Raw genomic sequence first — 25,885 nt, forward strand, 5'->3', positions numbered from 1 at the left:
GAGGCCATCGGTTGAGGGCCGTGTTCAGAGGTTGGAGAGAGAATTTTCCAGCCGTTGCTTGGCTTTCGGCGGCAACCGGCCTTCCAGGTAGTTGGCTGGCATCTCGGCCTCGTCGCCGACGGCAATGGTCATCACCATGCCCATGGCGAAGTGCGGCTTGCACATGACGCCATAGATGCCCGGCGCTTCCAGCGTGACTTCGATCTCTTCGTTGATCTTGCCGGCAAAGGGCTCGGCCCCTTCGGGGATCATGCCCTTGATGGATTCGGCGTTGTGCCCCTTATCCGCGGCGATGAACTTGACCGTATCGCCGGGCTGAATCCGAACGAAGGCGGGTTCGAACACCATCGTGCCCTCCTCGCCCTTGTTCAGCATTTCCACTTCGACGGTAGCGGCCGTTGCTGCGCCCGCGAGTGCGAGTGCGATCACCATCGCTGCGCTGATCCTGGCGAACATTGCCATTTCCTTTCTGTATTGGAATGTCGAACACCCTCTTTTAGGAAGGATGTCGCACAGGCATATTGCGCCAGAACAAACTTTGATCCGGTCGTGGCAGGGCCGGCCGCAAATCCGGCAGGATCGTAGGAAACGCTAGGATGGAACAGTGGCCAAGCTAGACGAAAGCCTCCTCGCTCATCTGCCGCCCTTCTCGCTGCTTGGCCGCGAGCAGATCCGTGAAATCCTCGATCTCGCCACCTCCCAGCGCTTCGAAGAGGGAGCAACGGTCTATCATGAGAGCGAGGACGCAGGACGGTTCTACCTCCTGCTGGACGGCACGGTGCGCGCCTTGCACATTACCCCTGAAGGCGAGCATGTGACGGCGCTCCACGTGCCGGCGGGCCAGCTTTTCGGAATCGCGCGGGCGCTTGGCCGGTCGACCTATCCGGCAACCGTCGAGACGGTCTCCGAAGCGATCGTCTTGTGGTGGCCGATGAGTTTGTGGCCGCAATTCATCGCCCGCTACGAGGGCTTTGCCACGGAGACTTACCGCACCGTCGGCGAACGGCTCGGCGAGATGCAGACCCGCATCATCGAATTGTCGGTCCTGCATGTGGAGCAGCGCGTGGCCAGTACGCTTCTGCGTCTGGTCGACCAGACGGGCCGTAAGGCCGAGGGCGGCATTCTCATCGATTTTCCGATCACAAGGCAGGATCTGTCGGACATGACGGGCACGACCCTGCATACGGTCAGCCGTCTTCTCAGCGCGTGGCAGAAACAGGGGATCGTCGAGAGCCGGCGCAAGCAGATCATGGTCTGCGAACCACAGAGCCTGACGGCTCTCAGCACCGCCCGACCGGCCTGAGCCGCGACGCGGATCGCGCTTTCCCAGCATTCATCGTCATCGATGCCGCCTCTGGTTCGCCATTTGCAGGCGTTCCGGCCGCCGGCCTTTCCGAATGATCGTTCCGAACGTTGCGTTGGCGCAAACTCGCCTGCGCTCGCGCTGACTAGACAGAAGGGAATTGCAACCGGGAAAGGAGACCTGCGGATGGCCGAGATGCTGACCAAATCGCGGGCGCGGAACATCTTCTATGGCGGCTCGCTGTTCTTCGTCGTCGTGTTCATCGCTCTGGCGGTCCACAGCCACTATCACATCGTCAACACATCGACGGCCGGCGCGCCCCTGACCGAAGCCGTCGCGCACGGCAAGTCGGTGTGGGAACGCCACAGTTGCATCAACTGTCACACGCTGCATGGCGAGGGCGCCTATTTCGCGCCGGAGCTCGGCAATGTGATGACGCGCTGGGGTGTTCAGGACGATCCGGAGGGAGCGTTCGAAGTCCTCGATGCCTGGATAGAGGCGCAGCCGAGCGGCATCGAGGGCCGGCGGCAGATGCCGCATTTCGAATTGACCGAGGAAGACAAGCGCGGCCTGGCGGAATTCCTGCGCTGGGCCGACCAAACGAACCTTCAGGGCTGGCCGCCCAACGATGCGGGTTGAGGAGACGGACCGATGAAATATCAAACGCAAAAGATCGCCTACCCGTACATTCTCTGCGCGCTGGCTCTCTTCGCCGTGCAGGTCCTGGTCGGGCTTGTCGCAGGCTGGGTTTATGTCGCGCCCAATTTTCTGGCGGAGATTTTCCCCTTCCACATTCTGCGCATGATGCACACCAACGCGCTGATCGTCTGGCTTCTGCTCGGCTTTTTCGGCGCGGCCTATTTCCTCATTCCAGAAGAGAGCGAGCGCGAAATCTGGTCGCCGGTCATGGCCTATATCCAGCTCGTCATCCTCATGGTGGGCACGCTCGGCGCCGTCGTCAGCTACGCCTTCGAAATCCATGGCGGCCGGGAATTCCTGGAGCAGCCCCTCTGGGTCAAGCTCGGCATTCTGGTCGCTGCGGTGATGTTCCTCATCAACGTCACGATGACGGTTCTACAGGGGCGCAAGACGGCCATCACCAATGTCCTTCTGATGGGGCTGTGGCTACTTTCGCTGCTGTGGATCTTCGCCTTCATTAACCCGGAGAACCTCAGCCTCGACAAGATGTACTGGTGGTTCGTCGTCCATCTTTGGGTCGAAGCGACCTGGGAACTGGTGATGGCCTCGATCCTCGCCTTCATCCTGCTCAAGCTGACGGGCGTCGACCGCGAGGTCGTGGAGAAATGGCTCTACGTCATCGTCGCCACGGCGCTCTTCTCCGGTATTCTCGGAACGGGCCACCATTATTACTGGATCGGCACCCCCGGCTACTGGCAGTGGCTCGGCTCGATATTCTCCACGTTCGAGGTCGTTCCTTTCTTCCTGATGATGTCCTTCGCCTTCGTCATGGTCTGGAAGGGCCGGCGCAACCATCCGAACAAGGCGGCGCTTCTTTGGTCGCTCGGCGCGAGCACCGTCGCCTTCTTCGGCGCTGGCGTCTGGGGCTTTCTGCACACGCTGCATGGCGTGAACTTCTACAGCCACGGCACGCAGATCACCGCGGCGCACGGCCACCTCGCCTTCTACGGCGCTTACGTCGCGCTCAACCTGGCAATGTTCACCTACGCCATGCCGCTCTTGAAGCAGCGTGAACCCTACAACCAGGTGCTCAACATGGCGTCGTTCTGGCTGATGACCGGCGGCATGTGCTTCATGACCTTCACGCTGACCTTTGCCGGCACGATCCAGACCCATATGCAGCGTGTCATGGGCCAGAACTACATGGATGTGCAGGACAGCCTGACGATCTTCTACGTGATGCGTTGGGGATCGGGCCTGGCGGTGGTCATCGGCGCCCTGCTCTTCATGTACGCCCTCCTGGTCGTCCGCCGCAAAGAGGTGATCGCGCCCGGCGCGTCGAACCCGGCATCGTCTGAATCCACCCCGATACCGGCGGAATGATCATGAGCCTTGCAGCAAAAGAGGATCGGCTTCCCTATTATCGCCCTACCGGTAATGAATGCACGATCTTCGAGATGGCCCACAATAACGGTTTGCCCCTTCTGCTGAAGGGGCCGACCGGCTGCGGCAAGACACGCTTCGTCGAGCACATGGCGGCCCGCCTCGGCCGCCGGCTCTACACGGTCGCCTGCCATGACGATCTGTCCGCCGCCGATCTCATCGGCCGCTATCTCCTGCGCGGTGGACAGACCGAATGGGTCGACGGACCGCTCACCCGCGCCGTTCGCGAAGGCGCGATCTGCTATCTCGACGAGATCGTGGAGGCGAGGAAGGATGTGACGGTGGTTCTCCACCCGCTGACCGACAATCGCCGCACCCTGATGATCGACAGGACGGGAGAAGAGCTTCATGCCCCACCTGGTTTCATGCTCGTCGCCAGCTACAATCCCGGCTATCAGAACGTGCTGAAGCGGATGAAGCCATCGACGCGGCAGCGCTTCCTGTCCTGCACCTTCGGTTTTCCGGCCCCGGAGGACGAGATCGCCATCGTCGCGCAAGAAAGCGGCCTCGAACCGGGCCGCGTCGCGCCGCTGGTGCGGCTCGGCGGTCATATCCGCAACCTGTCCGGCATGGATCTGGAGGAAGGCGTCTCGACCCGCCTGCTGATCTATGCGGCCACGCTGATCGCCGGCGGCATGGGCGTGGAGCGTTCGCTGGAGGTCGCGGTGATCGAGCCGCTCACCGACGATGACGACGTCAAGACGGCCCTGCGCGAACTCGTCGTCACGATCTACGGGTAACGATCATGGCGCTGCGTCCGCTCGATCTGATGGAACCGGAGGAGACGGTCGGCAACATCTGGCACGACTATGCCAGCCGCCTCGGCGCCATGCCGGCCTTTCCCGATGCGGCCGTGCCGCTGTCATCGGTGCGGACGAGCCTCTCGATCCTCTTCCGCGCCCTGGGCGGCGCGAAGGGAACCGAACTGCGCGAGGCGGCGCCGCTTCCCGTCCAGCATCGCCGCTCGTTCCGCCGGCGGCTCGGCACGGGCCGCGAGACCTTCTACCGGGCCGGCTTCGACGGCGAATGCATGCGCCTGCCGCCAACAATGGACTGTTTCGACGAGCCGGCGCTGAACCGCTCCGCCTATATCTGGCTGACGGCGATGGCCGCACTCTGCCACGAGAACGATCTGCCGGAAGACGAGGGCGACGAAACGCAGATCGTCATCAACACCGCGCTGATAGAGCGGGTTCACCGGACATGTCCCGGTCTAGAAAAGGCGTACGAACAATTGGCGGCAAAGGTGCTGGCCTATCGCCCACGCCTGTCGCTCCCGCCGGACGAAGCGATGATCGAGGCCGCGATCCGCAACGTTCTTTCCGGCACGCCGCCTATCGAACTTCAGGGCAAACGAGACAATGGCGCGCGCCAGCCGCTGCCCTTCCTGCCTGTTCCCATATGGTTGCACCTGTCCCGGCCCGGCAGCGGCCCGGCCTCATCCGAAACAACGGACGACGCGGGCGCGCCACCGCCCGGCGTGGCGACCACCAAACGCAAAATGGCGTTCCGCCGCGATCTCGACCAGGCCAACCGCAAGGACAGCCTGATCGTCCACCGTTTCGAATCGATCCTGAGCTGGGTCGAGTCGATGAACCTCAACCGCAGCGTCGACGACGACGATGACGAGAACGCGCAGAAGGCGGCGGACGATCAGGACAACATCTCACTGACGCGCAACGACAAGCGCGCCGCCACGCGGCTGCGCCTTCATCTGGATCTGTCGCCCGCCGACGCCGATCACGAGCGCCTGGCCGGCGAACACACCTATGCCGAATGGAATTTCCGCTCGCGCAGCTACATGGACGGCCATTGCCGCGTTCTGGAAGCGGACGCGATCCCGGAACCCGGAAACGGCTTCACACCGGACGCCAAGAGTGTCCGCGCCGTCCGCCGGCAATTCGAGGCGCTGCGGCCGCGCCGCATCGTACAGCCGCGCCAGATCGACGGCACCGAACTGGACCTCGACGCGCTGATCGCCGCGCGCGCCGATCTGGCAGCGACCGGTCGGGGCAGCGACCGCATCTGGCAGGCCTCGCGGCAGATCGAACGCGATCTGTCGGTCGCCTTCCTGATCGACACCTCCCGCTCCACCGAAGCGGCCGTCGGCGACACCTCGGTCATCGAAGTGGCGCGCGACGCTCTGGCGGTGCTGGCGGGCGGGATCGATGCGGCTGGCGACCGCCTCGGCATATGGGGGTTTTCGTCGCTGCGACGCGACCGTGTTTTCGTCACCCGTTGCAAGGGGTTCGACCAGCCGATGGATCACGCCGTGACCGAACGGATCGGCGCGCTGAAGCCGGGCCACTACACACGGCTCGGCGCGGCGATCCGTCATGCCAGCCATCGCCTTGGCGAAGAGACCGCCGCGCGGCGTCTTCTGATCGTGCTGACGGACGGCAAACCCAACGATCTGGACCATTACGAGGGCCAGCACGGGATCGAGGACAGCCGCGTCGCCGTCGCTGAAGCACGTCGCGCCGGGCAGATCGTCCATGGCGTGATCGTCGATGAGGACGGGCAGGACTGGTTCGCGCGCATCTTCGGGCGCGGCGGATTCCACCTTCTGCCCCACCCGAAGCGCCTGACCCGTGCCCTGCCGGAAATCTACCGGCGACTGACCGTGGAGAGCTGATATGCTTCGCTATCTGACCATTCTGCTGACAATGGCACCGGCCTCCGCTCTGGCAGCCGGCTTCGACCGGCCAATCCCCAACGCGCAATCGGCCACGGCCGAACTCTGGTTCGGTCTGGCGACCGTGGCCTTGATCGCAGCGCTTGCGCTGGTCTGGTACGCGGTGCGGCGGCGGCCATGAGCAGGACGGCGCGACTGACCCTGATGCTCTGGCCGTTCGGCATAGGCGCGGTCGGCGTCAATCTCTTCTTCGCTTCGCTGATCGGCTCTTGGGTCGGCCTGCCGGTCATCCCGCCGGTCTGGGCGGCGTTCGTCAGCATCCCGCTGGGCCTGCCACCCACCTGGTTTTTCGCCCGCTATATCGTCGGCCTGATGGAAAAGGCCGAGGAGGACAGGCCGATCTGAGAGGCGGACCGGCGAAGCGTTTCTTATCAACCCGTGCGGCACGTCTTGATGCCGAAAAGGCTGTAGGCCGGGCAATTGCCGACCAGCGCGGTGATCGTGAAGACGGCAGCGACCGCCGCCGCCACCCAGTGCAGCGCGCCCATGGCCGCAAGTCCCCCGGCAAAGGCATAGAAGAAGAGAGCCGCCGCGACGGCAAGCCGCAGAATCCGGTCGATTTTTCCCATATTGGTCGTCATTTCGTTTCCCTTCCATTGTCGGTTCATGGAAGGATCGCACGGCTTCACCGCTGCGCTCGGTGACAATATCACCAAACGATCCGGTTTTTTGTCAGCCTGCCGACCGGACGAGCCGGATCAGGCCGTCCTTGCCGACGAGGCGCACTTCGCCGCGCGCCTGCTTCACCCAGCCCCGCCGCTGAAACTCGGCCAGAATGCGCGAAACCACTTCCCGCGCGGTGCCGAGTTCCGTTGCCAGCACGGCGTGGGTGCCGTGCACGATCCCGTTCTCATCGGCCAGTTCCAGCAGCCGCGAGGCCAGCCGCACATCCATGCGCTGGAAGACGATATCGTCGATCAGCGCGAAGAGATCGGTGATGCGTCGCGAATAGGCCTTGAAGACGAATTCGCGGAAGATGGCCGAACGGCCGACCAGATCGTCGAAGGTGGCGCGCGGAATGGCCACCGCCCGCACATCCGTCTCGGCAATGCCATCGGCCGAATAATCCTCGAATGCCAGCATGCAGGCGGTCGTCAGAACGCAGCTCTCGCCGGCATTGACGCGATAGAGCGCTACTTCCCGCCCGGTTTCCGAGCGCTGCTGAACACGCACCGTGCCGTCCAGCAGAAGCAGCAGATTGTCGGCGGACTGGCCGGGCGCGAACACCTCCGTTCCGGCCGGAACCGACACGATCTGACTGCGCTTCCGAAGGTCCTCGCGAATATCGTCGGGCAGCCGGTTCAAACCCTCGAACCGGTCGATCCAATCGTCATGTTTCGTCCTGTCTTGCAGCATGATCGGCACGCGCCTCCTTCCATACATGCAAGACATAAGATATGTCAGCAGCGCTCCAAGGCCATCACCCTGGCGTCGGATGTCGAAGGACAAGCGAACATCACAGCCTCAGTGTCGGTGCTGCCCTGTGCCTCACCTCAGGCAATGGCAGCAGTGACGATGATCTCGACCCTGAGCGCGGGCCGCGCCAGTTTTGCCTCGCCACATGCCCGGGCCGGCGCATGGCCTTCCGGTACCCAGGCATCCCATACCGCATTCATCTCGGCGAAATCCGCCATGTCCGCCAGCCAGATCACGGCTTGCAGAATATGTTCTGGCGAAGAGCCCGCCTTCTGCAAAAGGGCTTCGATGCGGGAAAGGCACTCGCGCGTCTGTTCGGCAACTGTCTCGCCCTCACCGACCTGGCCACAGAGATAGGCCACGCCATTGTGTTTGACGATTTTGCTCATGCGGGTGGATGTGTCCAAACGTTCGATCATCGTGCCATGTCTCTTTCGTTTCCCATGATGTCCTGCCCCGACAGTCCGGCCAGTTCCTGAGGGTCACGGGTTTGATCGGCGGTCGGATACGGTAGTAGCCGGTATCGTCTTGCGACAGTCCATAGGCCACTGCAAGCAGTTCGATGACCGTCAGCCCGCAATATCGTCCCTGGCGGGGCACATGCCCTGCCGGTCGGACAGCGTGGCAATCCGGCGGTCCATGGGATAAAAAGCGGCAGGGTCCAGATGCACGCCGCCCGGCTATCCGGGCGGCGTTTTGGCTTGTCGGCTACTTGCCCTTGCGCAGCGTCATCGCCGGATTGGTGGCGAAGTAATTGTGCGGCATCAGGTGGACGGTCTTCCATTCCGTCGACATGACCGGCCAGTCCTCCATCCGCGGAATGTGGTGGAAGCCCGCCGTGAACCAGGCGACGATGTCCTGGTTGGCCAGCGGCCGGTCGGCCTTTACCCACTCCGCCAGCGTGTCGCTGCCGTCGCTCTGGAAGGGGTACTTGCCGCCGGCATAGCGCTGATCGGGATCGTAAACCGTGTTCCAGACCGAATATTCGATATAGGCGTTGCGCTTCATCGGCGGATCGTTCGTGAAATCGAACGGGCCGTAGGCGATCGATCCATGATGGATCATATAGCCGGGCGTATGGCCCAGGTGACCTTCGCGCGCCGGATTCGAATAGTGGAAGTAGCGCGGCTTCATGGCGCTGATCTGGTAGCGGGCGTCCATCTCGCTGTCGGGCATGTTGTGTTCGACCGTCCATAGCGAGCGGCGCGGGCTGTCGGCATCGACCTCCGCCGGAACGATGTCCATCGTGGCGAACATGTTCTCCGGCCGGTCGATATCGAAATCGACCTTGAAGTTGAAATAGTGGTCGTGATTGGCCGCGACCAGGTTGGGCGCGATCAGCGTGCCGTGTCTGGTCTCTTCTTCCGCCGTCGGATCGTTCATCGAGGTGGCGGCCGCGCCCTTGACGCCATCCAGCCCGGTCGCGCCGATCATGATGCGGATGTCGCCGTTCTGGTAGAAGCGGTAATCGATCAAATAATCATAATTGCCGACTTCCGAAGCGGTGCGGACCACCAGTTCCGTCGCCGGGCGCCCTTCGGCGGGGGTGAAAGTGTCCTCGCTCTGCGCGAACACTTCATAGTGCCGCCAGGCCGGATCACCGATATTGCGTTCGAAGATGCAGATCGCGTTCGGAATCTCCAGCGGCGCGCCGCTATCGTCGGAGATGAGCGCCGGAAGGAAGGTGGCGTAAGCGGGACAGTCGATCCCCGCTTCCAGCGGCGTCATGAACAGGCCGAACCCGTACTCGCCGCTATCCATGTAGGTGCGCCAGTACCAGCCCTCACCGGGGTCCATATAGGGCACGAACACTTCCGACAGATGCGTCTGATAGATGATCGGACGCTTTGTGTCCCCATCCATCACATTGATGTTGGAGACAACCAGACCCGCGCGCTTTTCGGTGCGGAAGCGAAAATCCCAGATGTCCCAGCTGAGGTGGCCGCCATCGAGAACGTAGTTGGGTTCGCCCTCCTGCTTCAGCAGCACCGGGTTGGTCTCCGGCCGCAGCGGCGCCCGCTCGGCGATTTCCTCTTCCGTATAGCCCCACGGGTCCTGCGGCAGCGGCAGCGCACCCTCGTCGATCACCTCCGTGACCGTCTTGCTGGTCAGATCGATCACCGCATAGAGGCCCTCGATGGGCTTGGCGTAGAAGTTGGAGCCGGTCGGATTGACGTAGCAGGGCACCTTCATCAGGCGTGTGCCGTCATATTCCGGCGTGAAGAAGCTGCCGGCGGTCAGCGGCAGACAAAAGACGTCCTCCGCGGTGAGCCCGCGCTTCTTCAGACCGTCCTGCACGCGGCTATCCGCCAGCGTGGTTTCCATTGCCGACATGAATTCGGTGAAAAGCACCATTGGCTGGCCCTCGATGGGCCCATCGCTTTCCACTTCGCCGCTGGTCAGATTGACCACCGCTTCGGAGAAGCCCTTTTCGTCGGTGTACTGCACCATGGCGCGGCGCGTCAGCGTATCGCCGGGCTTGAAGGCCAGCACCTCTGCCTTTTCGGGCTCGACCAGGTCGATCAGCGGGTAGAGCGTCTGATCGTTTGTCACGCCGGCCTCGCGCAGAATGGAGCCGGCCTTGCGGATTTCCTCCCCCGTCAGTCCGTCCATCGGATGCGACTGAGCCAGGGCGCCGGTAGCGCCCATTGCCAGCCCCACCACTGAGACAGCGGCGCTTAACAGCAGATGTTTCATGTCTTCCTCCCTGAAAGAGTATGGGTCATCGTCTCCGCTATCGTCATGGGAAAGACGATTCCGATGTCAGCGTATCCGGTCAGGCCTTGTTCATCGAATTTTACGCCAAGACCGGATGTCTCCACTCCGCGAAAACGCGCGACGCGCAGCCGGCTTGGCGCAGCCCCCGCGCAACGCAATCGTCGGAAGGCAGTGTGCCAGTATCCGAGATGACCAATCTTGGCCGCTAGCGACAGCCGTTTTGGACACAAGCGTCACGCCCCGGATGAAACGAGACCGGGATGGACTGGATCGACGTTCGACTTGCGCGACTGGACCTTGCCTGGAGCATAGCCATAGCGTTTGCCGAATTCCCGGTAAAAATAGGACAGATCGTTGAAGCCCTGCGCGAAGGCGATCGTGCTGACCGTTCGCGGCCCGGAGCCGTGAGACTGGTTCGAAAGCGCCGTGTGGGCCTTGGCCAGCCGCGTGGCGAGGATCTTCTGACGCGGGGTCTCGTCGATATCCTTGAACGCGCGCTGCAGCACCCGCAAGGAAACGCCGAGACGGTCGGCCAGGTCCTGCGGTCCGAAATCGGAATCCTTGTAGCGGAGGTCTATTTCCTGAAGTGCGGATGCAATCAGGCTGTCGCTGTCACCGATCGACACGCGGCGGCCATCGTCGAAATCGATCAGGAACGCACCGAGAATGCCGAAAAAGGCCTCGGCGAGATGATCGTTGTTTTCGGCATCGCGATCCAGCATGCGCTTCAGGACGGATCGCATCGCGATGGAAAGGGCGTCTTCCCGTTTGATGTCGATCCCGCCACGAATGCGCGAGCCGAACCGGCTCTGCATCGAACTGCGTGGCAGATGGAGCGAGATCTGTTCGCTGTATCGGCCCTGATAGTCGAATCGCGAGGGCGTCGTGGAATCGACGAGAAACATATCGCCCTCGCGCAACAGGCACCGGCTGGCGCCCTGCTGCATCAGCGCATGGCCACGATCCTGAAAGACGAGAAAATAATGATTGCCCGGATCGGCGCGGATGTCCTGCTTCTGGCGGATCACCCGATCGGCCTGCAGGCCGACAAAAGCCATTTCCGCGCCGCCCAGACGTTCCAGAGACAGCCGCCCCTTAAGTGCACCGCTTCGGTCGGATGGCGCCACCGTGAAGCGTCCGCAGATGGACCGAATGGAAGGCTCGAACGTGTCCACATGGCTGAAACTTGCGGCGGGAATTAACGCGGTCATCGAATGACGGCCGCCCGACATCTCCACGAACGTTCGAAGAGACCGCGCGCAGACCGCAAGTATTTTCGTTCGCCGCGCACCGGACTGCCCGACATCGAAGTATGGGGGTTCGGCAAAACGGATAACCCCAGCGTTTGCGCCATCCGACGATGCGATAAGGCTTTGGTGCTGGCCATTGTGCTCTCCGTGCTGGGCTCCATCGTGACGCAGCGGCAAGACCACTGTCAACGCCGCCACTGTCGCAAGGGCGGATACGGCTCGTACGCACGGTCCGAACGGAAAGCCAATGCTGCTCTGCAGCATTTTCGGTTGACGTGCATCGCACAACTGCGTTCACTTCAGCGAAACGCAATGGAGGCGAGTGGCCGAAACCGACGATGGCAAGTGAAGAGACGACGTCGGTCCTCGTCATCGACGACAATCCGATCCGCGCTTCCATAATCGAGGAAGGGCTACGCGCCGCCGGCTGCATGCAGGTTCGGCTTGCAACGGACATGCATGGCATCGCTGCGACAATCGAAGCCCTCCAGCCGGATGTGATTGTCATCGATCTGGGCAATCCGAACCGTGACATGCTGGAAAATGCCTTTCAGCTCTCAAGGGCCGTGAAGAAACCGATCGCCATGTTCGTCGATCATTCGGACGCGGCGGCAACGGCAGCGGCAATCGAGGCAGGCGTTTCGGCCTATGTGGTGGACGGGCTGAAACCGCAGCGCATCAAACCCATTCTGGAAATGGCGGTCGGCCGCTTCAATGCCTTTGCCAAGATGGAACGCGAATTGCAGATGGCGCGCGATGCCCTGTCCGAGCGGAAGCTTGTCGAACGGGCCAAGGCCATTCTGATGCGCCAGCGAAATATCGATGAGGAGCGCGCCTATCGCATCATGCGAAGCGCGGCCATGAACCAGAACCGCAGGCTCGCAGAGATCGCCGAAAGTCTCATCACAGCCGCCTCTCTGTTGGACGATGAAAAATGACACGCCTCAGCGCCGGATTTCTGCCCCTCATGGACGCCGCCATTCTCATTGCGGCGGCCCGGCTCGGCTTTGCCGATCAGGAAGGGATCGAGCTGCAGCTGATGCGCGACGCGTCCTGGGCCAATATTCGCGATCGTATTGCTATCGGGCACTTCGACGCCGCCCATATGCTGGCGCCAATGCCAATCGCCGCCAATCTGGGGCTCGGCCCCCTGCCCGGCCGCCTGGCGGCGCCGTTTGCTATGGGACTGGGCGGCAATGCCATATGCGTCGGCAACGAACTGGCCGCCGAAATTCTGTCGCAGGGCGATGGCGCATCCACGCTTCCCATCCACGATGCCGCTCTTTCGGGCCACAGGCTGGCCGCGGCACTGGAACAACGAAGGCGCGGCGGACGAGCCACCCGCTTCGCCGTCGTTCATAGCCATTCGGGCCACAATCTGGAACTGCGCTACTTCATGGCAGCCAGCGGCATCGACCCGGACGGGGATGTCGAGATCGTCATCGTACCGCCTCCCTTCATGCCGGATGCGCTCGCGAGCGGCCGGATCGACGGCTTTTGCGTCGGCGAGCCATGGAGCAATGTAGCGATCGCGCGTGGGGTCGGCCGCGTGATCGCTACCAAGAATGCGATCTGGCGGTCGAGTCCGGAAAAGGTTCTTGCCGTGCGGCATGTGCTGCTCGATGACGATCCCGGCCTCGTCCACGCGCTCGTTCGTGCGCTTTATCGTGCCGCCGTGTGGTGCGACGAGCCGGGCAATCATTCCGAACTGGCCCATCTGTTGGCCGAACCAGGCCATCTGAACGTTCCGGCAACTATCTTGCAGGACAGCCTGGCGGGGCGGTTCGGTCCCGACGACGACACTGGCGGTCGCGACTTCTTCGTCACTTGCCGCCGCGCCGCGACCTTCCCGTGGCGCAGCCATGCGCTCTGGCTTTACAGCCAGATGGTTCGCTGGAACTTGCTTGATCACTCGTCAGCCAATGCGAAAATCGCCAACGGAACCTATCGGCCGGACGTCTACCGCGCCGCTCTGGCCGGCACGGACGCTCTCCTGCCTGCCAGCGACGCCAAAGTCGAAGGGGCGTTGACGCAGGCGCGGGATCTGCCGTCAGCCGATGGCCGTACCCTTCTTATCGGGCCGGACGGGTTCATGGACGGGCGTATTTTCGATCCGGCAGAGCTGGACAGTTACATCGCCGAACAGCGGGGCGACGTGAAATGAGCAAATTTGCATCGCCCGCCTGGTTTGCCAAAAATTTGTGCATGTTGCACAGCAATAAAGCGCTCTGAAAAACTGTTCATATGATTGTAATTAAACAATAAATTGCGCTAGTTGAGGCTCTGAAAAATATCTTGCCAGAGCGCTTCGGACGATCCATTATCGTGGCATCACACCAAGTTCGATTGCGGAGTCCAATGGCGGGTTCCGAGGCATAGTTGCCAGATCGAGTCGATACAGGGCCGCTCGCGGATCCGTATCGATGGTTCACCTTCCCCAGTTTCAGTCAGATCACGCCCGGCGATGCTTTGTCGCGGGCGAACAGAGGATTTGTGTCCATGACAAAGACCTGCCAGCTCATCCGCCGTGCGGCATTCACAAGCGTCGCAGCTCTTGCTTTTGCCTGCGGTCCGCTGTCGGCCTCGGCCGAAATGCTCGATGTGGAAAAGGACGAACTGACCTTCGGCTTCATCAAGCTGACCGATATGGCGCCGCTCGCGATCGCCTATGAGAAAGGGTATTTCGAGGACGAAGGCCTCTTCGTCACGCTCGAGCCGCAGGCCAACTGGAAGGTTCTGCTCGATGGGGTGATCGATGGTCGCCTTGATGGCGCGCATATGCTGGCCGGCCAGCCTTTGGCGGCGACACTGGGCTATGGAACGCAGGCCGATATCATCACGCCCTTCTCCATGGATCTGAACGGTAACGGCATCACAGTATCCAACGCGGTCTGGGAAGAAATGAAGCCGAACATTCCGACCGGTTCGGACGGCAAACCGCAACACCCGATCAGCGCCGAGGCGCTGAAGCCGGTTGTCGAAAAATATCGTTCCGAGGGCAAGCCGTTCAATATGGGCATGGTCTTTCCGGTCTCCACGCACAATTACGAGTTGCGCTACTGGCTGGCAGCCGGAGGCATTCACCCAGGCTTCTACGCTCCGGGCGATGCAACCGGTCAGGTCAAGGCCGAGGCCCTGCTCTCCGTGACGCCACCGCCGCAGATGCCTGCCACGCTCGAAGCCGGTACCATCTATGGGTACTGCGTCGGCGAGCCGTGGAACCAGGCTGCCGTCTTCAAGGGCATTGGCGTACCGGTCATCACAGATTACGAGATCTGGAAGAACAATCCGGAAAAAGTGTTCGGCATCACCGAAGCCTTCGCCGAGGACAATCCGGAAACGACCAAAGCGGTCGTCAAGGCGTTGATCCGCGCCGCCAAATGGCTCGATGAAGACGATAATGCCAACCGCATGGAAGCGGTCGAGATCCTGTCGCGCCCCGAATATGTCGGCGCCAATGCCGAGGTCATCGCCAACTCCATGACCGGCACCTTCGAATATGAGAAGGGCGACAAGCGCGATGTGCCGGACTTCAACGTCTTCTATCGGTACGATGCGACCTACCCGTTCTATTCGGACGCCGTCTGGTACCTGACGCAGATGCGACGCTGGGGGCAGATCGCCGAAAGTCATCCCGATAGCTGGTATGCCGAAACGGCCGAGAAGGTCTATCGCCCGGACATCTACAAGGAAGCAGCGCTGTCACTCGTCGATGACGGCTACATGGACGCCGCCGAAATTCCCGAAACGGACGGGTACCGCGCGCCAGCGCCGGCCGAGGATTTCATCGATGGCGTTCCCTATGACGGCAAAAAGCCCAACGATTATCTCGCCTCGCTCGAAATCGGCCTGAAGGAAGGCCAGACGGTCCAGAACGGCGACATTGTCGGCGGTTTGGCCTCCAACTAGGCGCAACGGCCGGCCCGGCGCCGCCAGCCTGTGACGGGCCGCCGTCTTTCTCTACCGAACAAAGCAGAAGGCTCGATGCTTCCATGAGCGATGCAACCCAGACTTATTCGCCGACGGCGGCCTCCCGCGCGCAATTGCGCCGCGAGAAACTGCTCCCGATCATCAACAGGGCCGGCGGCTGGCTCGACGCCTTCGGACTTGCCTTTACCGTTCCCCTTATGAGGATGGCGGCGGGAGAGAACATTTCCGAACAGCTCGGCGAGTTGCGGCGGCTGCTCCTCATTCCGCTTGTCGGCATTGTGCTGTTTATCGGCGCTTGGGCGGCGCTGGCGCCGCAGGTGCAGACCTCGCTCGGCGCTATCCCTGGCCCGGCCCAGGTCTGGAGCGCGGCCGGCGACCTCATGGTCAGCCATAATCGCATGCGCGACAAGGCGGCTGCATTTTACGAACGGCAGGAAGAGCGCAACGCCAAGCTGGTCGAAGCGGGTAAGGCCGATCGCGTGAAGTGGCGGACCTTTACCGGCCAGCCGACCTATATAGACCAGATCATGACCTCACTGATCACGGTGGCGCTCGGCTTCGGCATCGCCACCCTGATCGCAGTGCCTCTCGGCATCGCTTCCGGCCTGTCGCGAACCGTCAATGGCGCGATCAATCCGCTCGTGCAGATCTTCAAACCCGTCAGCCCGCTGGCCTGGCTGCCGATCGTCACGATGATCGTGTCGGCCGCCTATGCCAATCCGCTGGAATGGCTTCCGAAAGCGCTTCTGATATCGGCGATCACCGTGACGCTCTGTTCGCTCTGGCCCACCCTCATCAACACGGCGCTTGGCGTGGCATCTGTCGACAAGGATCTGATGAATGTCGGGCGCGTCCTGCAGCTTCCGACCCGCAAGACGATCACCAAGCTGGTTCTACCATCGGCGCTTCCGCTCATCTTCACCGGTCTCCGCCTCTCGCTGGGCGTGGGATGGATGGTGCTGATCGCCGCGGAAATGCTGGCGCAGAACCCCGGCTTGGGAAAGTTCGTCTGGGATGAATTCCAGAACGGCTCCAGCCAGTCGCTGGCCCGTATCATGGTTGCCGTGTTCACCATCGGCCTGATCGGTTTCATGCTTGATCGCGTGATGTTCGCGTTGCAGCGCGCCTTCACCTTCTCGGCCAACCGGTAAGCAGGAGGCGATCATGGCGGAACCTATCCTGCAACTATCGAATGCCAGCAAGCATTTTGGCGACGCCATGGCGGCGAGCCGCGTGCTGACCGATGTCGATCTCAAGGTCGACGAAGGGGAATTCATTGCGATTGTCGGCTTTTCGGGCACCGGAAAGACAACGCTGATCAACCTTCTGGCCGGCCTGATCGAACCGGACGCGGGTGGCGTTCTGTTCCGGGGCAAGGAGGTATCGGGCCCGGGACCGGAGCGTGGCGTCGTCTTCCAGTCCTATTCGCTCCTGCCGTGGCTGACCGTCGCGGGCAATGTCGGCCTGGCCGTCGACAGTGTCCATGTCGCCCAGAGCAAGACGCAGCGCAGAGACATCGCCGATAAATATATCGACATGGTTGGCCTGTCCCACGCGCGGGACCGCAAGCCCGCCGAACTTTCGGGAGGCATGCGCCAGCGCGTGGCCGTGGCCCGCGCTCTCGCCATGCAGCCGGAGATCCTGCTGATGGATGAGCCGCTTTCGGCGCTCGACGCCCTAACCCGCGCCAATCTCCAGGACGAGTTCGCGGCGATATGCGAGAAGGAGAAGAAGACGATCGTTCTCGTCACCAACGATGTCGACGAGGCCATCCTTCTGGCGGACCGGATCGTTGCCTTGACGCCCGGCCCCGATGCGACCCTTGGCAGGGCGTTCGATGTGAATATCGACCGTCCGCGGGAACGCGCGCACCTGAACAGCAACGAAGCCTTTGTCAGGCTCCGGGCCGACATCACATCGCACCTGCTGGAACTCGGTGAAAGTCGCGCTGGCCTGGCCGGCAACCGCGAGATCGTTCTGCCCAATGTCGTGCCCATTTCGCCGAAGGCGCGCCGCGAGGCGCCCGACGAGACCCCACCTGAAGCTTACCGAAGCGCATCTGAACCCGGCACGCGGGACGGCCGCTTCCTCGAATTTTCCAAACTGACCAAAATCTATCCGACGCCGAAGGGGCCGCTGACGGTCGTCGAGAATGTCGATCTGAAGGTCGGCAAGGGCGAGTTCGTTACGTTGATCGGTCATTCCGGCTGCGGCAAATCCACCGTGCTTTCCATGTGCGCGGGCCTAAACCCGATTTCCGGCGGCTCCGTCGTGCTCGACGGCAAACATGTCGAAGAAGCCGGGCCCGAACGGGCGGTCGTCTTCCAGGCGCCCTCGCTGATGCCCTGGATGACCGCCTACGACAATGTCCGCCTCGGTGTCGATCAGGTCTATCCGGATGCATCGGACGGCGAAAAGCGTGACGTGGTGGAATACTACCTCTCACGCGTGGGTCTCGGTGATGCGATGGAGCGCTACGCGGACGAACTGTCCAATGGCATGAAGCAGCGCGTCGGGATCGCCCGCGCATTCGCCCTCTCGCCCAAATTGCTTCTGCTGGACGAGCCCTTCGGCATGCTGGACAGCCTGACGCGTTGGGAATTGCAGGACGTTCTGATGGATGTCTGGGCGAAGACGAATGTGACGACCATCTGCGTTACGCACGATGTCGACGAGGCAATTCTTCTGGCCGACCGCGTGGTGATGATGAGCAACGGCCCCCGGGCCAGGATCGGCAACATCATGGAGGTCGATCTGCCGCGTCCGCGCAGTCGCAAAACGCTGCTCGCCCACCCCGACTATTACGCCTATCGCGAGGAACTTCTGGAGTTCCTGGAAGCCTACGAGGGCGGTGCCGATCCGACCGCGGAACAGCTGGCCGCCATCGCGGAAAAGCGGGCGCAGCGCATCGAACGTCAGCGCAAGACCGCGATGGTCGCCTAACCCATGGAAAGCGGAGCCATGAAACAGAAGCTTGTCATCATCGGAAACGGTATGGCGCCTGGCCGGATGCTGGAACATCTCTTCGAAGTCGCGCCGGATGCCTACGACGTCACGATCTTCAACGCCGAGCCGCGCGTCAATTATGACCGTATCATGCTGTCGCCGGTGCTTTCCGGCTGCAAGACATTCGACGATATCGTCATCCATGGCGATGGCTGGTACGTCGAGCACGGCGTCATGCTCTACAAGGGTCATCGCATCGCGGCAATCGATCGAGCCGCCAAAACAGTGACGTCGGAGCATGGCGAGACCGTGCCCTATGACAAACTGGTCATTGCCACCGGCTCCAATCCCTTCATCATTCCCGTTCCGGGGCACGATCTGCCGGGCGTCCTCAGCTATCGCGATCTCGACGACGTCGAAGCGATGCTGCTGGCGGCTCAGTCCCGGGAAAAGGCGGTCGTTATTGGTGGCGGTCTGCTAGGCCTCGAAGCGGCGGCCGGCCTGAAGGAACGCGGCATGGATGTCACCGTGCTGCATCTGATGCCGACCTTGATGGAGCGCCAGCTCGACCCGTCCGCCGGGCACTTGCTTCGGCACGAACTGGAAAGCCGGGGCATCGATATCGTGACGGAAGCGCGCAGTGCGCGCATTCTGGGCGACGCCAAAGTCACCGGCGTCGAGCTGAAGGATGGCACCGTCATCGACGCATCGCTCATCGTCATGGCGGTGGGTATCCGACCGAATATCGCTTTGGCGCAGGATGCCGGCCTTGAGGTCGATCGCGGCATTGTCTGTTCGCCAACCATGGCGACATCGGATCCGGACATATTTGCCGTCGGCGAATGCGTCGAGGTGGATGGCCGGGTCTATGGCCTTGTCGCTCCACTTTACGAAATGGCCAGAGTCCTGGCCGGACATCTGTCTGGCAACCCATCGCAACGCTTCATTCACGCAGAAACACCCACGCGACTCAAGGTAACCGGCATCGATCTCTATTCGGCCGGCGACTTCGCTGAAGGCGACGATCGTGAAGAGATCGTCCTGCGCGACGCCGCAGCCGGCATCTACAAGCGACTGATCCTCAAGGACAACAGGATCATCGGCGTCGTCCTCTATGGCGAGACGGCCGATGGGTCCTGGTTCTACGACCTCATGAAGAAGGGCACGGACATCTCCGAGATGCGCGACACGCTCATCTTTGGGTCGGCCTATCAGGGAGGAGCCCCACTGGACCCTACGGCAGCCGTTGCAGCCTTGCCGCTTGATGCGGAAATTTGCGGCTGCAACGGCGTTTGCAAGGGAACGATCGTCGAGGCGATCACGAGCAAGGGGCTGACATCGCTCGACGAGGTGCGCGCCCATACCAAGGCTTCGGCCAGTTGCGGCACCTGCACCGGCCTTGTCGAGGGCTTGATGGCCGCGACACTGGGCGATGCGTTCAATCCGAACGCCGTCAAGCCGATATGTGCATGCACCGATCTGTCTCATAACGACGTACGCCGCCTCATCCGGGCAAAGGAACTGAAGAGCATACCGGCGTTGATGCAGGCGCTGGAATGGAAGAGTTCGGGCGGATGCGCCAAATGTCGTCCGGCGCTCAATTATTACCTGGTCTGCGACTGGCCGGGCGAATATGCGGACGACTATCAGTCTCGCTTCATCAATGAACGCGTCCACGCCAATATCCAGAAAGACGGCACCTATAGCGTGGTGCCGCGCATGTGGGGCGGACAGACGACAGCCGACGAACTGCGCGCCATAGCCGATTGCGTGGACAAGTTCGGCATTCCGACCGTCAAGGTGACCGGCGGCCAGCGAATCGACATGCTGGGCATCAGGAAAGAAGACCTCCCCGCAGTGTGGGCCGATCTCGGCAGGGCGGGCTTTGTCTCCGGACACGCCTACGCCAAGGGTCTTCGAACGGTCAAAACCTGCGTCGGCACCGACTGGTGCCGTTTCGGCACGCAGGACTCGACGGGATTTGGCGTTCGCATCGAAAAGTTCATGTGGGGCTCATGGACGCCTGCCAAGGTGAAGATGGCCGTCTCCGGCTGCCCGCGAAACTGTTCCGAAGCGACCTGCAAGGATGTCGGCGTCATCTGCGTCGATTCAGGCTACGAGATCCACTTTGCCGGGGCGGCCGGTCTCGACATCAAGGGCACCGAGGTGCTTGGCCATGTAAAGACCGAGGACGAAGCGCTGGAGCATATCGTCGCGCTCGTACAGATGTATCGCGAGCAGGGCCACTATCTGGAACGTATCTACAAATGGGCCAGACGCATCGGCTATGACGAGGTGCGCCGCCAGATCATGGACGATGCGTCGGCGCGTAAGGCCTATTTCGCCCGCTTCGTCTTCAGCCAGAAATTCGCACAGGTCGATCCCTGGTCGGAGCGGGTCTCCGGCAAGGACAAGCACGAGTTCAAGCCAATGGCCACCATCGACACGCTTCAGGCCGCCGAATGATGGAGATGCCGCAGTGAACGCCATCGAAACCAAATGGATCGCCGTCGGGTCGATCACCGACATTCCGCGCGAAGGCGCCCGTTGCGTCGAGGCCGGCGCACTGCGTATCGCCATTTTTCGAACGGTGGATGACGATGTCTACGCCATCGAGGATCGGTGCCCCCATAAAGGCGGCCCGCTCAGTCAGGGTATCGTTCATGGCGGCTGCGTTACATGCCCTCTTCATAATATGGTCATTGCGCTCGAAAGCGGCGAAGCGCAGGGTGCCGATGAAGGCCGGGCGACCGTTTTCCGAACCCGGCAGCGCGACGGCTTGATCTTCGTCTCCGGTGCCGACATCGCCTCCGCCGAAGCGCGGCAGCCCGTATCGACGGCGGCTTGACGGCGTGTCGGTCGAAGCCTCCGGCCCGACCCGGTCGACCTGCCCTTACTGTGGCGTCGGCTGTGGGGTGCTCGCCACGCGGAATGATGATGGCAACGTGTCGATCGCCGGTGATCCGGACCATCCGGCCAATTACGGACGCCTGTGCTCCAAGGGTGCGGCGCTTGGCGAAACGTTCGATCTGGAGGGGCGCCTCCTCCGCCCTCTGATCGACGGCAAGCCGGCGCCATGGGATCGTGCGCTCGATATGGTCGCCGAACGCTTCACCCAGGCAATTGAAACGCACGGGCCGGATTCCGTCGCCTTCTACCTGTCGGGCCAGCTCCTCACAGAAGATTACTACGTAGCCAACAAACTGATGAAGGGTTTCGTCGGTTCGGCCAATATCGACACCAATTCGCGTCTTTGCATGGCCAGTTCGGTGGCCGGCCACCGCAGGGCCTTCGGCGCAGATACGGTACCCGGCACCTATGCCGATCTGGAACTGGCGAACCTGATCGTCCTCGTTGGCTCCAATCTGGCCTGGTGCCACCCCGTTCTCTATCAGCGGATCGTCGCGGCGCGAACGCGCCGTCCGCAGATGAAACTGGTGGTGATCGATCCGCGCCGAACCGAAACGGCGTCCGCCGCCGATCTGCATCTAAAGATCGCGCCGGATGGCGATGTCGCTCTGTTTCTCGGTCTTCTGGCCCATCTTGGGAAGACGGGTTCGTTCAGCGATGATTACATTCGCCGGAGCGTTGGCGGACTGGACGAGGCGCTCGCTTCGGCCTGCGCGCACGACCTGGAGGACATCTCCACCAGGACGGGCCTCTCCCACCGCGATCTGCAGCAATTCTATGAGCTCTTCGCCACGACCGAACGGGTGGTGACGGTCTATAGCCAGGGGGTCAACCAAAGCGTTTCCGGCACCGACAAGGTCAACGCGATCATCAATTGCCATCTGGCGACGGGCCGGATCGGCCGCGCCGGCATGGGGCCGTTTTCCGTCACCGGCCAGCCGAATGCAATGGGCGGACGGGAAGTCGGCGGTCTTTCCAATATGCTCGCGGCCCATATGCAGATCGAATGCGCGACCGATCGGGATCGGGTTCAGCGATTCTGGGCCTCCCCCACCATCGCCACGAGGCCGGGACTGAAGGCTGTCGACCTGTTCGACGCGGTTGCCGACGGTCGCATCAGGGCGCTCTGGATCATGGGTACCAATCCGGCGGTCTCCATGCCGGATGCCGATGCGGTAAAGGCGGCCATCGCCAACTGTCCGTTCACGGTCGTCTCCGATGCGATGACCGACACCGACACGGTGAGACTGGCCGATATCCGTTTGCCATCGCTCACTTGGGGAGAGAAGGATGGCACGGTCACCAATTCGGAGCGGCGTATCAGTCGCCAGCGTACCGTTCTGCCGACGCCTGGCCTAGCGCGTGCCGACTGGTGGCAGATGACGCAGATCGCCAGACGCATGGGCTTTGTAGAGGCCTTCGACTATGAGGGACCGGCCGACATCTTCCGTGAACATGCCGCACTGTCCGCCTTCGAAAATGCGGGCGAACGCGATTTCGATATCGGTGCCTGCGCCCGCATCACGACAAGCGAATATGACGCAATGCGCCCCTTCCAGTGGCCCGCCCCGGACGTGATCGCTCCGACACGTCAGACGCGCTTCTTCGGCGACGGGCGGTTTTATACATCCGATGGCAGGGCCTGTGCCGTCGCCGTTACAGCACCGCCAGGCGCGACCGCGCCGGATAGGCTGTTGCGCGTCAACACCGGCCGCATTCGCGATCAGTGGCACACCATGACGCGCACCGGCAAAGCACCGCGTCTCAATGCGCATATTGCCGAGCCGTTTTGCGAAATTCATCCGGCGGACGCTGCATTTCGGGACATAAGCCCCGCTCAGATCGTCAAACTGTCGAACGAGCGCGGCGAAATCCTTATACGCGCTCTCATTACCGATCGGGTTCGCCGCGGCGAAGTCTTCGTTCCGATGCATTGGAACGATCAGTTCGCCAACCGTGCCAGGATTGGCACTCTGATCGAGGCGCTGGCCGATCCGGTATCCGGCCAGCCGGCCCTGAAAGCCGGCCTTGCAACCTTGAGCCGCGTTTCGCACAAATTGTACGGCTTCGCTGTTTCACCGGAAAAACCGCCCGCTGGCCTCTGCGATTATCTTGCAATGGCGCGGACGCAGGGCGGATGGCGCGCTGAATTTGCGCTCGAAGACGTGCCGGACGATCTACCCTCCTTCGCGCGACATCTCCTGCGACACGGCGGCGTTCAGGAGATTGGCTATGCCGATGCCGATAATGGTCGGCGTCGCTTCGCCTTTTTCGAGGGGGAACGGCTGGTCGGTGCGGTGTTCCTTGCAGAGGAACCCGTTCAATTGGCGCGCAATACGCTCATCGCCGCGCTTGACCACCTCTATTCTCCAACGGAGCGCTGGCAGGTCCTGGCGGGTTGCGCCCGGCATGGTATCGACACAGGCCGTATTGTCTGCGCTTGCGAAAGCGTTGGCGCCAACACCATCCGGAACGCGATCGCCAGCGGCTGCCATAATGTGGAGGCTATCGGAAAAGCGACCCGTGCCGGCATCAATTGCGGATCGTGCCGAACGGAGATCGCTTCTTTGTTGCCGAGCCTCCAAACAGCCACCGCCGCCGAGTAATCGGCTCGACCCGCAGACGGGAAGAGAACGGAATATGGTGACAGCCTCGACGTTCTCGAACGGCTAGAAGACGCTTATCATCGAACAGGGCGCGGGTCAGCCGGGCGAGCCTAGAGCGCCGTGCCATTTCGTGCGAACAGATGAACGTTCTGAGGCTGGACGCGCAATCCGACCAGATCGCCGGCTTTCGCCGGGATGTTCCCGTGCTCGCGCACCATGAGCGGACCGACGCCTTCCACCTCGATATAGATGTTCGTGTCGGAGCCGAGATGTTCGACCACTTCGGCCCGGCCCGTCATGTCGCCGTCGTCTGGCGAAACCACATCGATATGTTCGGGACGAACCCCCATTTCCACCACTGCGGATGCATCGCCTGGTGCCGGCAGTTCGATCGTCGCGCCATTGTTCAGCAAAACGGTCGAGGCGGCGCCCGTGGCGGCGATCACGTTCATGGTCGGTGAGCCGATGAACTGTGCGACGAATTTGTTGGCCGGCCTTTCATAAAGGTCCAGCGGCCCGCCGACCTGCTGAACCTCTCCGTTGTTCAGAACGACGATCCGATCCGCCAGTGTCAGCGCTTCCACCTGATCGTGGGTGACGTAAACCATGGTCGTGCCGAGGCGCCGGTGAAGGCGTGCGATCTCGAGCCGCATCTCCACCCGAAGGGCGGCATCGAGATTGGAAAGCGGCTCATCGAAGAGGAAGGCGCGCGGATCGCGAACGATGGCGCGACCCATTGCGACACGCTGCCGCTGGCCGCCAGACAGTGCTTTTGGCAGGCGCTCCGTCAGCGCGGTCAGGCCGAGCGTCCGCGCCGCCGAAGCGATCCGCGACTGACGCTCGTCCGAAGGCTCGCCACGAATTTCCATGGAGAAACCCATATTCCGCGCGACATCCATATGCGGATAAAGAGCGTAGGATTGGAACACCATGGCGATATCGCGGTCGCGCGGGCGCACATCGTTCATGCGCTCGTCTCCGATCAGCAGATCGCCGCTGGTGATCGGTTCGAGACCGGCGATCATGCGCAGAAGAGTAGATTTTCCGCAGCCGGACGGGCCGACGAGAACGATGAACTCGCCATCCTCGATCTCCAGATCGACATTTCGCAGCACTTCGACGGAACCGTAGCGCTTTGCGATATTGCGCATTTCGATGCGAGCCATGCCGGCCTCCTAGCCCTTGACCGCGCCGGACGTCAGGCCCTGCACGAGATACCGTTGAATGAACAGGAAGAACAGGCAGCTCGGGATGAGCGCGAGAACGCCCGCCGCCATCATCTGTCCCCAGTCGACCGAAAATTTCGACACGAAGGTGAGCAGCCCGACCGGGAAGGTCATCGCATCGTTCTTCGAGATGAGCATGAGTGCAAAAAGCAGCTCCGACCAGGCGGCGGTGAAAACGAAGCCGAGCGTCGCGCCGAGGCCGGGAAGCGTCAGCGGAAAGACGACCTTGCGCAGCGCCTGAAAGCGCGAGCAGCCATCCATCATCGCCGCCTCTTCCAGATCCTTCGGAATGGCGTCGAAGAAGGACTGCATCAGAAATGTCGCAAACGGAATATTGAACGCCGTATAAACGATGATCAGGCTCGTCAGCGAATTGAGCAGCCCCAGCCCGGCCACGATCTTGTAGATCGGCGCGATGATCATCAGAAGCGGAAACATCTGGGTGATCAGCATCACCGCGATAATGAGCCGCTTGCCGGCAAAGGAGAAGCGCGAGAAGGCATAGCCGGCGCCGGCCGCGATCAGCGTTGTGAAGAAGGCGGTTCCGAACGAGACGATCAGCGAGTTCCAGAAATAGGCCAGGAAGTCGGTCTGAAACACGACCGTCATGAAATTGCCGAAGGTAAAGGCGCTCGGAACGAGCCGGGTGCCTTCGGAGAAGATCAGTGTGTCCGGCGTCACGGCGATCTTTAGAAGCCAGTAGAGTGGAAAGAGCGCGAAGCCGAGATAGAAGGCGAGCGCGGCATATTTGCCGATTGTCAGAACGGTGTTGCGTCGGGAGACGGTGGCAGTCATGGCTAATT

23 protein-coding genes are annotated in these 25,885 nt (G+C 61.9%); 15 read left to right on the top strand and 8 right to left on the bottom strand.

Annotated features, from left to right (window positions below; all coding sequences use genetic code 11):
- Nucleotides 1-24: 24 nt before the first annotated feature.
- Nucleotides 25-456: a pseudoazurin gene (locus B7H23_RS12110; RefSeq protein ID WP_094077626.1), complete on the bottom strand. Its 432-nt coding sequence runs from the start codon at nt 454-456 to the stop codon at nt 25-27.
- 148 nt (nt 457-604) lie between these two features.
- Between B7H23_RS12110 and B7H23_RS12115 the strand changes: the two genes are divergently transcribed.
- From B7H23_RS12115 to B7H23_RS12145, 7 genes are all read left to right on the top strand, one after another.
- The gene (locus B7H23_RS12115; protein ID WP_094077627.1) at nt 605-1,303 is read left to right on the top strand and encodes a Crp/Fnr family transcriptional regulator; all 699 of its coding nucleotides are present in this window, start codon (nt 605-607) and stop codon (nt 1,301-1,303) included.
- 186 nt (nt 1,304-1,489) lie between these two features.
- Entirely contained in the window at nt 1,490-1,942 is a 453-nt protein-coding gene (locus B7H23_RS12120; RefSeq protein WP_094077628.1) for a c-type cytochrome, read from the top strand.
- Nucleotides 1,943-1,954: 12 nt separating this feature from the next.
- Complete coding sequence (locus B7H23_RS12125) at nt 1,955-3,325, top strand: cbb3-type cytochrome c oxidase subunit I (protein ID WP_094077629.1); 1,371 nt, start codon at nt 1,955-1,957, stop codon at nt 3,323-3,325.
- A gap of 2 nt (nt 3,326-3,327) precedes the next feature.
- On the top strand, nt 3,328-4,125 hold the full coding sequence (locus tag B7H23_RS12130; protein ID WP_094077630.1) for a CbbQ/NirQ/NorQ/GpvN family protein: 798 nt from the start codon (nt 3,328-3,330) through the stop codon (nt 4,123-4,125).
- Between the two features lie 5 nt (nt 4,126-4,130).
- The gene (locus tag B7H23_RS12135) at nt 4,131-6,020 is read left to right on the top strand and encodes a nitric oxide reductase activation protein NorD (protein WP_094077631.1); all 1,890 of its coding nucleotides are present in this window, start codon (nt 4,131-4,133) and stop codon (nt 6,018-6,020) included.
- A gap of 1 nt (nt 6,021) precedes the next feature.
- Nucleotides 6,022-6,201 carry a protein NnrT gene (locus B7H23_RS12140; protein WP_094077632.1) on the top strand — a complete coding sequence of 60 codons (180 nt, stop codon included), beginning with the start codon at nt 6,022-6,024 and terminating at the stop codon, nt 6,199-6,201.
- Complete coding sequence (locus tag B7H23_RS12145; protein WP_094077633.1) at nt 6,198-6,425, top strand: NnrT protein; 228 nt, start codon at nt 6,198-6,200, stop codon at nt 6,423-6,425. The genes B7H23_RS12140 and B7H23_RS12145 overlap by 4 nt, the downstream gene beginning before the upstream one ends.
- Before the next feature lie 26 nt (nt 6,426-6,451).
- Here the strand turns inward: B7H23_RS12145 and B7H23_RS12150 are convergent, their stop codons facing one another.
- From B7H23_RS12150 to B7H23_RS12180, 5 genes are all read right to left on the bottom strand, one after another.
- The gene (locus B7H23_RS12150) at nt 6,452-6,661 is read right to left on the bottom strand and encodes a YgaP family membrane protein (protein WP_094077634.1); all 210 of its coding nucleotides are present in this window, start codon (nt 6,659-6,661) and stop codon (nt 6,452-6,454) included.
- A 91-nt stretch (nt 6,662-6,752) separates the two neighbouring features.
- Nucleotides 6,753-7,436, bottom strand: coding sequence for a Crp/Fnr family transcriptional regulator (locus tag B7H23_RS12155; protein WP_094077635.1), 684 nt, complete (start codon nt 7,434-7,436; stop codon nt 6,753-6,755).
- Nucleotides 7,437-7,573: 137 nt separating this feature from the next.
- Nucleotides 7,574-7,915, bottom strand: coding sequence for a RidA family protein (locus B7H23_RS12160; RefSeq protein ID WP_094077636.1), 342 nt, complete (start codon nt 7,913-7,915; stop codon nt 7,574-7,576).
- 289 nt (nt 7,916-8,204) lie between these two features.
- Entirely contained in the window at nt 8,205-10,193 is a 1,989-nt protein-coding gene (locus B7H23_RS12170; RefSeq protein WP_094077638.1) for a copper amine oxidase, read from the bottom strand.
- A gap of 254 nt (nt 10,194-10,447) precedes the next feature.
- Nucleotides 10,448-11,425 carry an AraC-like ligand-binding domain-containing protein gene (locus tag B7H23_RS12180; protein WP_158215833.1) on the bottom strand — a complete coding sequence of 326 codons (978 nt, stop codon included), beginning with the start codon at nt 11,423-11,425 and terminating at the stop codon, nt 10,448-10,450.
- Between the two features lie 377 nt (nt 11,426-11,802).
- Between B7H23_RS12180 and B7H23_RS12185 the strand changes: the two genes are divergently transcribed.
- From B7H23_RS12185 to B7H23_RS12220, 8 genes are all read left to right on the top strand, one after another.
- A complete protein-coding gene (locus B7H23_RS12185) occupies nt 11,803-12,402 on the top strand; it encodes an ANTAR domain-containing response regulator (RefSeq protein ID WP_094077641.1) in 600 nt (199 codons plus the stop codon).
- Nucleotides 12,399-13,628, top strand: coding sequence for a CmpA/NrtA family ABC transporter substrate-binding protein (locus B7H23_RS12190; RefSeq protein ID WP_094077642.1), 1,230 nt, complete (start codon nt 12,399-12,401; stop codon nt 13,626-13,628). The genes B7H23_RS12185 and B7H23_RS12190 overlap by 4 nt, the downstream gene beginning before the upstream one ends.
- A 335-nt stretch (nt 13,629-13,963) precedes the next feature.
- A complete protein-coding gene (locus B7H23_RS12195) occupies nt 13,964-15,373 on the top strand; it encodes a CmpA/NrtA family ABC transporter substrate-binding protein (protein WP_173861905.1) in 1,410 nt (469 codons plus the stop codon).
- Nucleotides 15,374-15,456: 83 nt separating this feature from the next.
- Nucleotides 15,457-16,545: an ABC transporter permease gene (locus B7H23_RS12200; RefSeq protein ID WP_094077643.1), complete on the top strand. Its 1,089-nt coding sequence runs from the start codon at nt 15,457-15,459 to the stop codon at nt 16,543-16,545.
- Nucleotides 16,546-16,558: 13 nt separating this feature from the next.
- On the top strand, nt 16,559-18,337 hold the full coding sequence (locus B7H23_RS12205; RefSeq protein WP_094077644.1) for an ABC transporter ATP-binding protein: 1,779 nt from the start codon (nt 16,559-16,561) through the stop codon (nt 18,335-18,337).
- An 18-nt stretch (nt 18,338-18,355) separates the two neighbouring features.
- Nucleotides 18,356-20,806, top strand: coding sequence for a nitrite reductase large subunit NirB (gene nirB, locus B7H23_RS12210; protein WP_094077783.1), 2,451 nt, complete (start codon nt 18,356-18,358; stop codon nt 20,804-20,806).
- A 13-nt stretch (nt 20,807-20,819) separates the two neighbouring features.
- The gene (gene nirD, locus B7H23_RS12215) at nt 20,820-21,188 is read left to right on the top strand and encodes a nitrite reductase small subunit NirD (protein ID WP_094077645.1); all 369 of its coding nucleotides are present in this window, start codon (nt 20,820-20,822) and stop codon (nt 21,186-21,188) included.
- A 4-nt stretch (nt 21,189-21,192) separates the two neighbouring features.
- Nucleotides 21,193-23,856, top strand: a complete 2,664-nt coding sequence (locus B7H23_RS12220) for a nitrate reductase (protein WP_094077646.1) — start codon at nt 21,193-21,195, stop codon at nt 23,854-23,856.
- Nucleotides 23,857-23,966: 110 nt separating this feature from the next.
- Here the strand turns inward: B7H23_RS12220 and B7H23_RS12225 are convergent, their stop codons facing one another.
- The gene (locus tag B7H23_RS12225; protein ID WP_094077647.1) at nt 23,967-25,022 is read right to left on the bottom strand and encodes an ABC transporter ATP-binding protein; all 1,056 of its coding nucleotides are present in this window, start codon (nt 25,020-25,022) and stop codon (nt 23,967-23,969) included.
- Nucleotides 25,023-25,031: 9 nt separating this feature from the next.
- The gene (locus tag B7H23_RS12230; protein ID WP_094077648.1) at nt 25,032-25,877 is read right to left on the bottom strand and encodes a carbohydrate ABC transporter permease; all 846 of its coding nucleotides are present in this window, start codon (nt 25,875-25,877) and stop codon (nt 25,032-25,034) included.
- Nucleotides 25,878-25,885 lie beyond the last annotated feature (8 nt).

It is taken from the genome of Notoacmeibacter marinus (assembly GCF_002238045.1).
Classification (GTDB): domain Bacteria; phylum Pseudomonadota; class Alphaproteobacteria; order Rhizobiales; family Rhizobiaceae; genus Notoacmeibacter; species Notoacmeibacter marinus.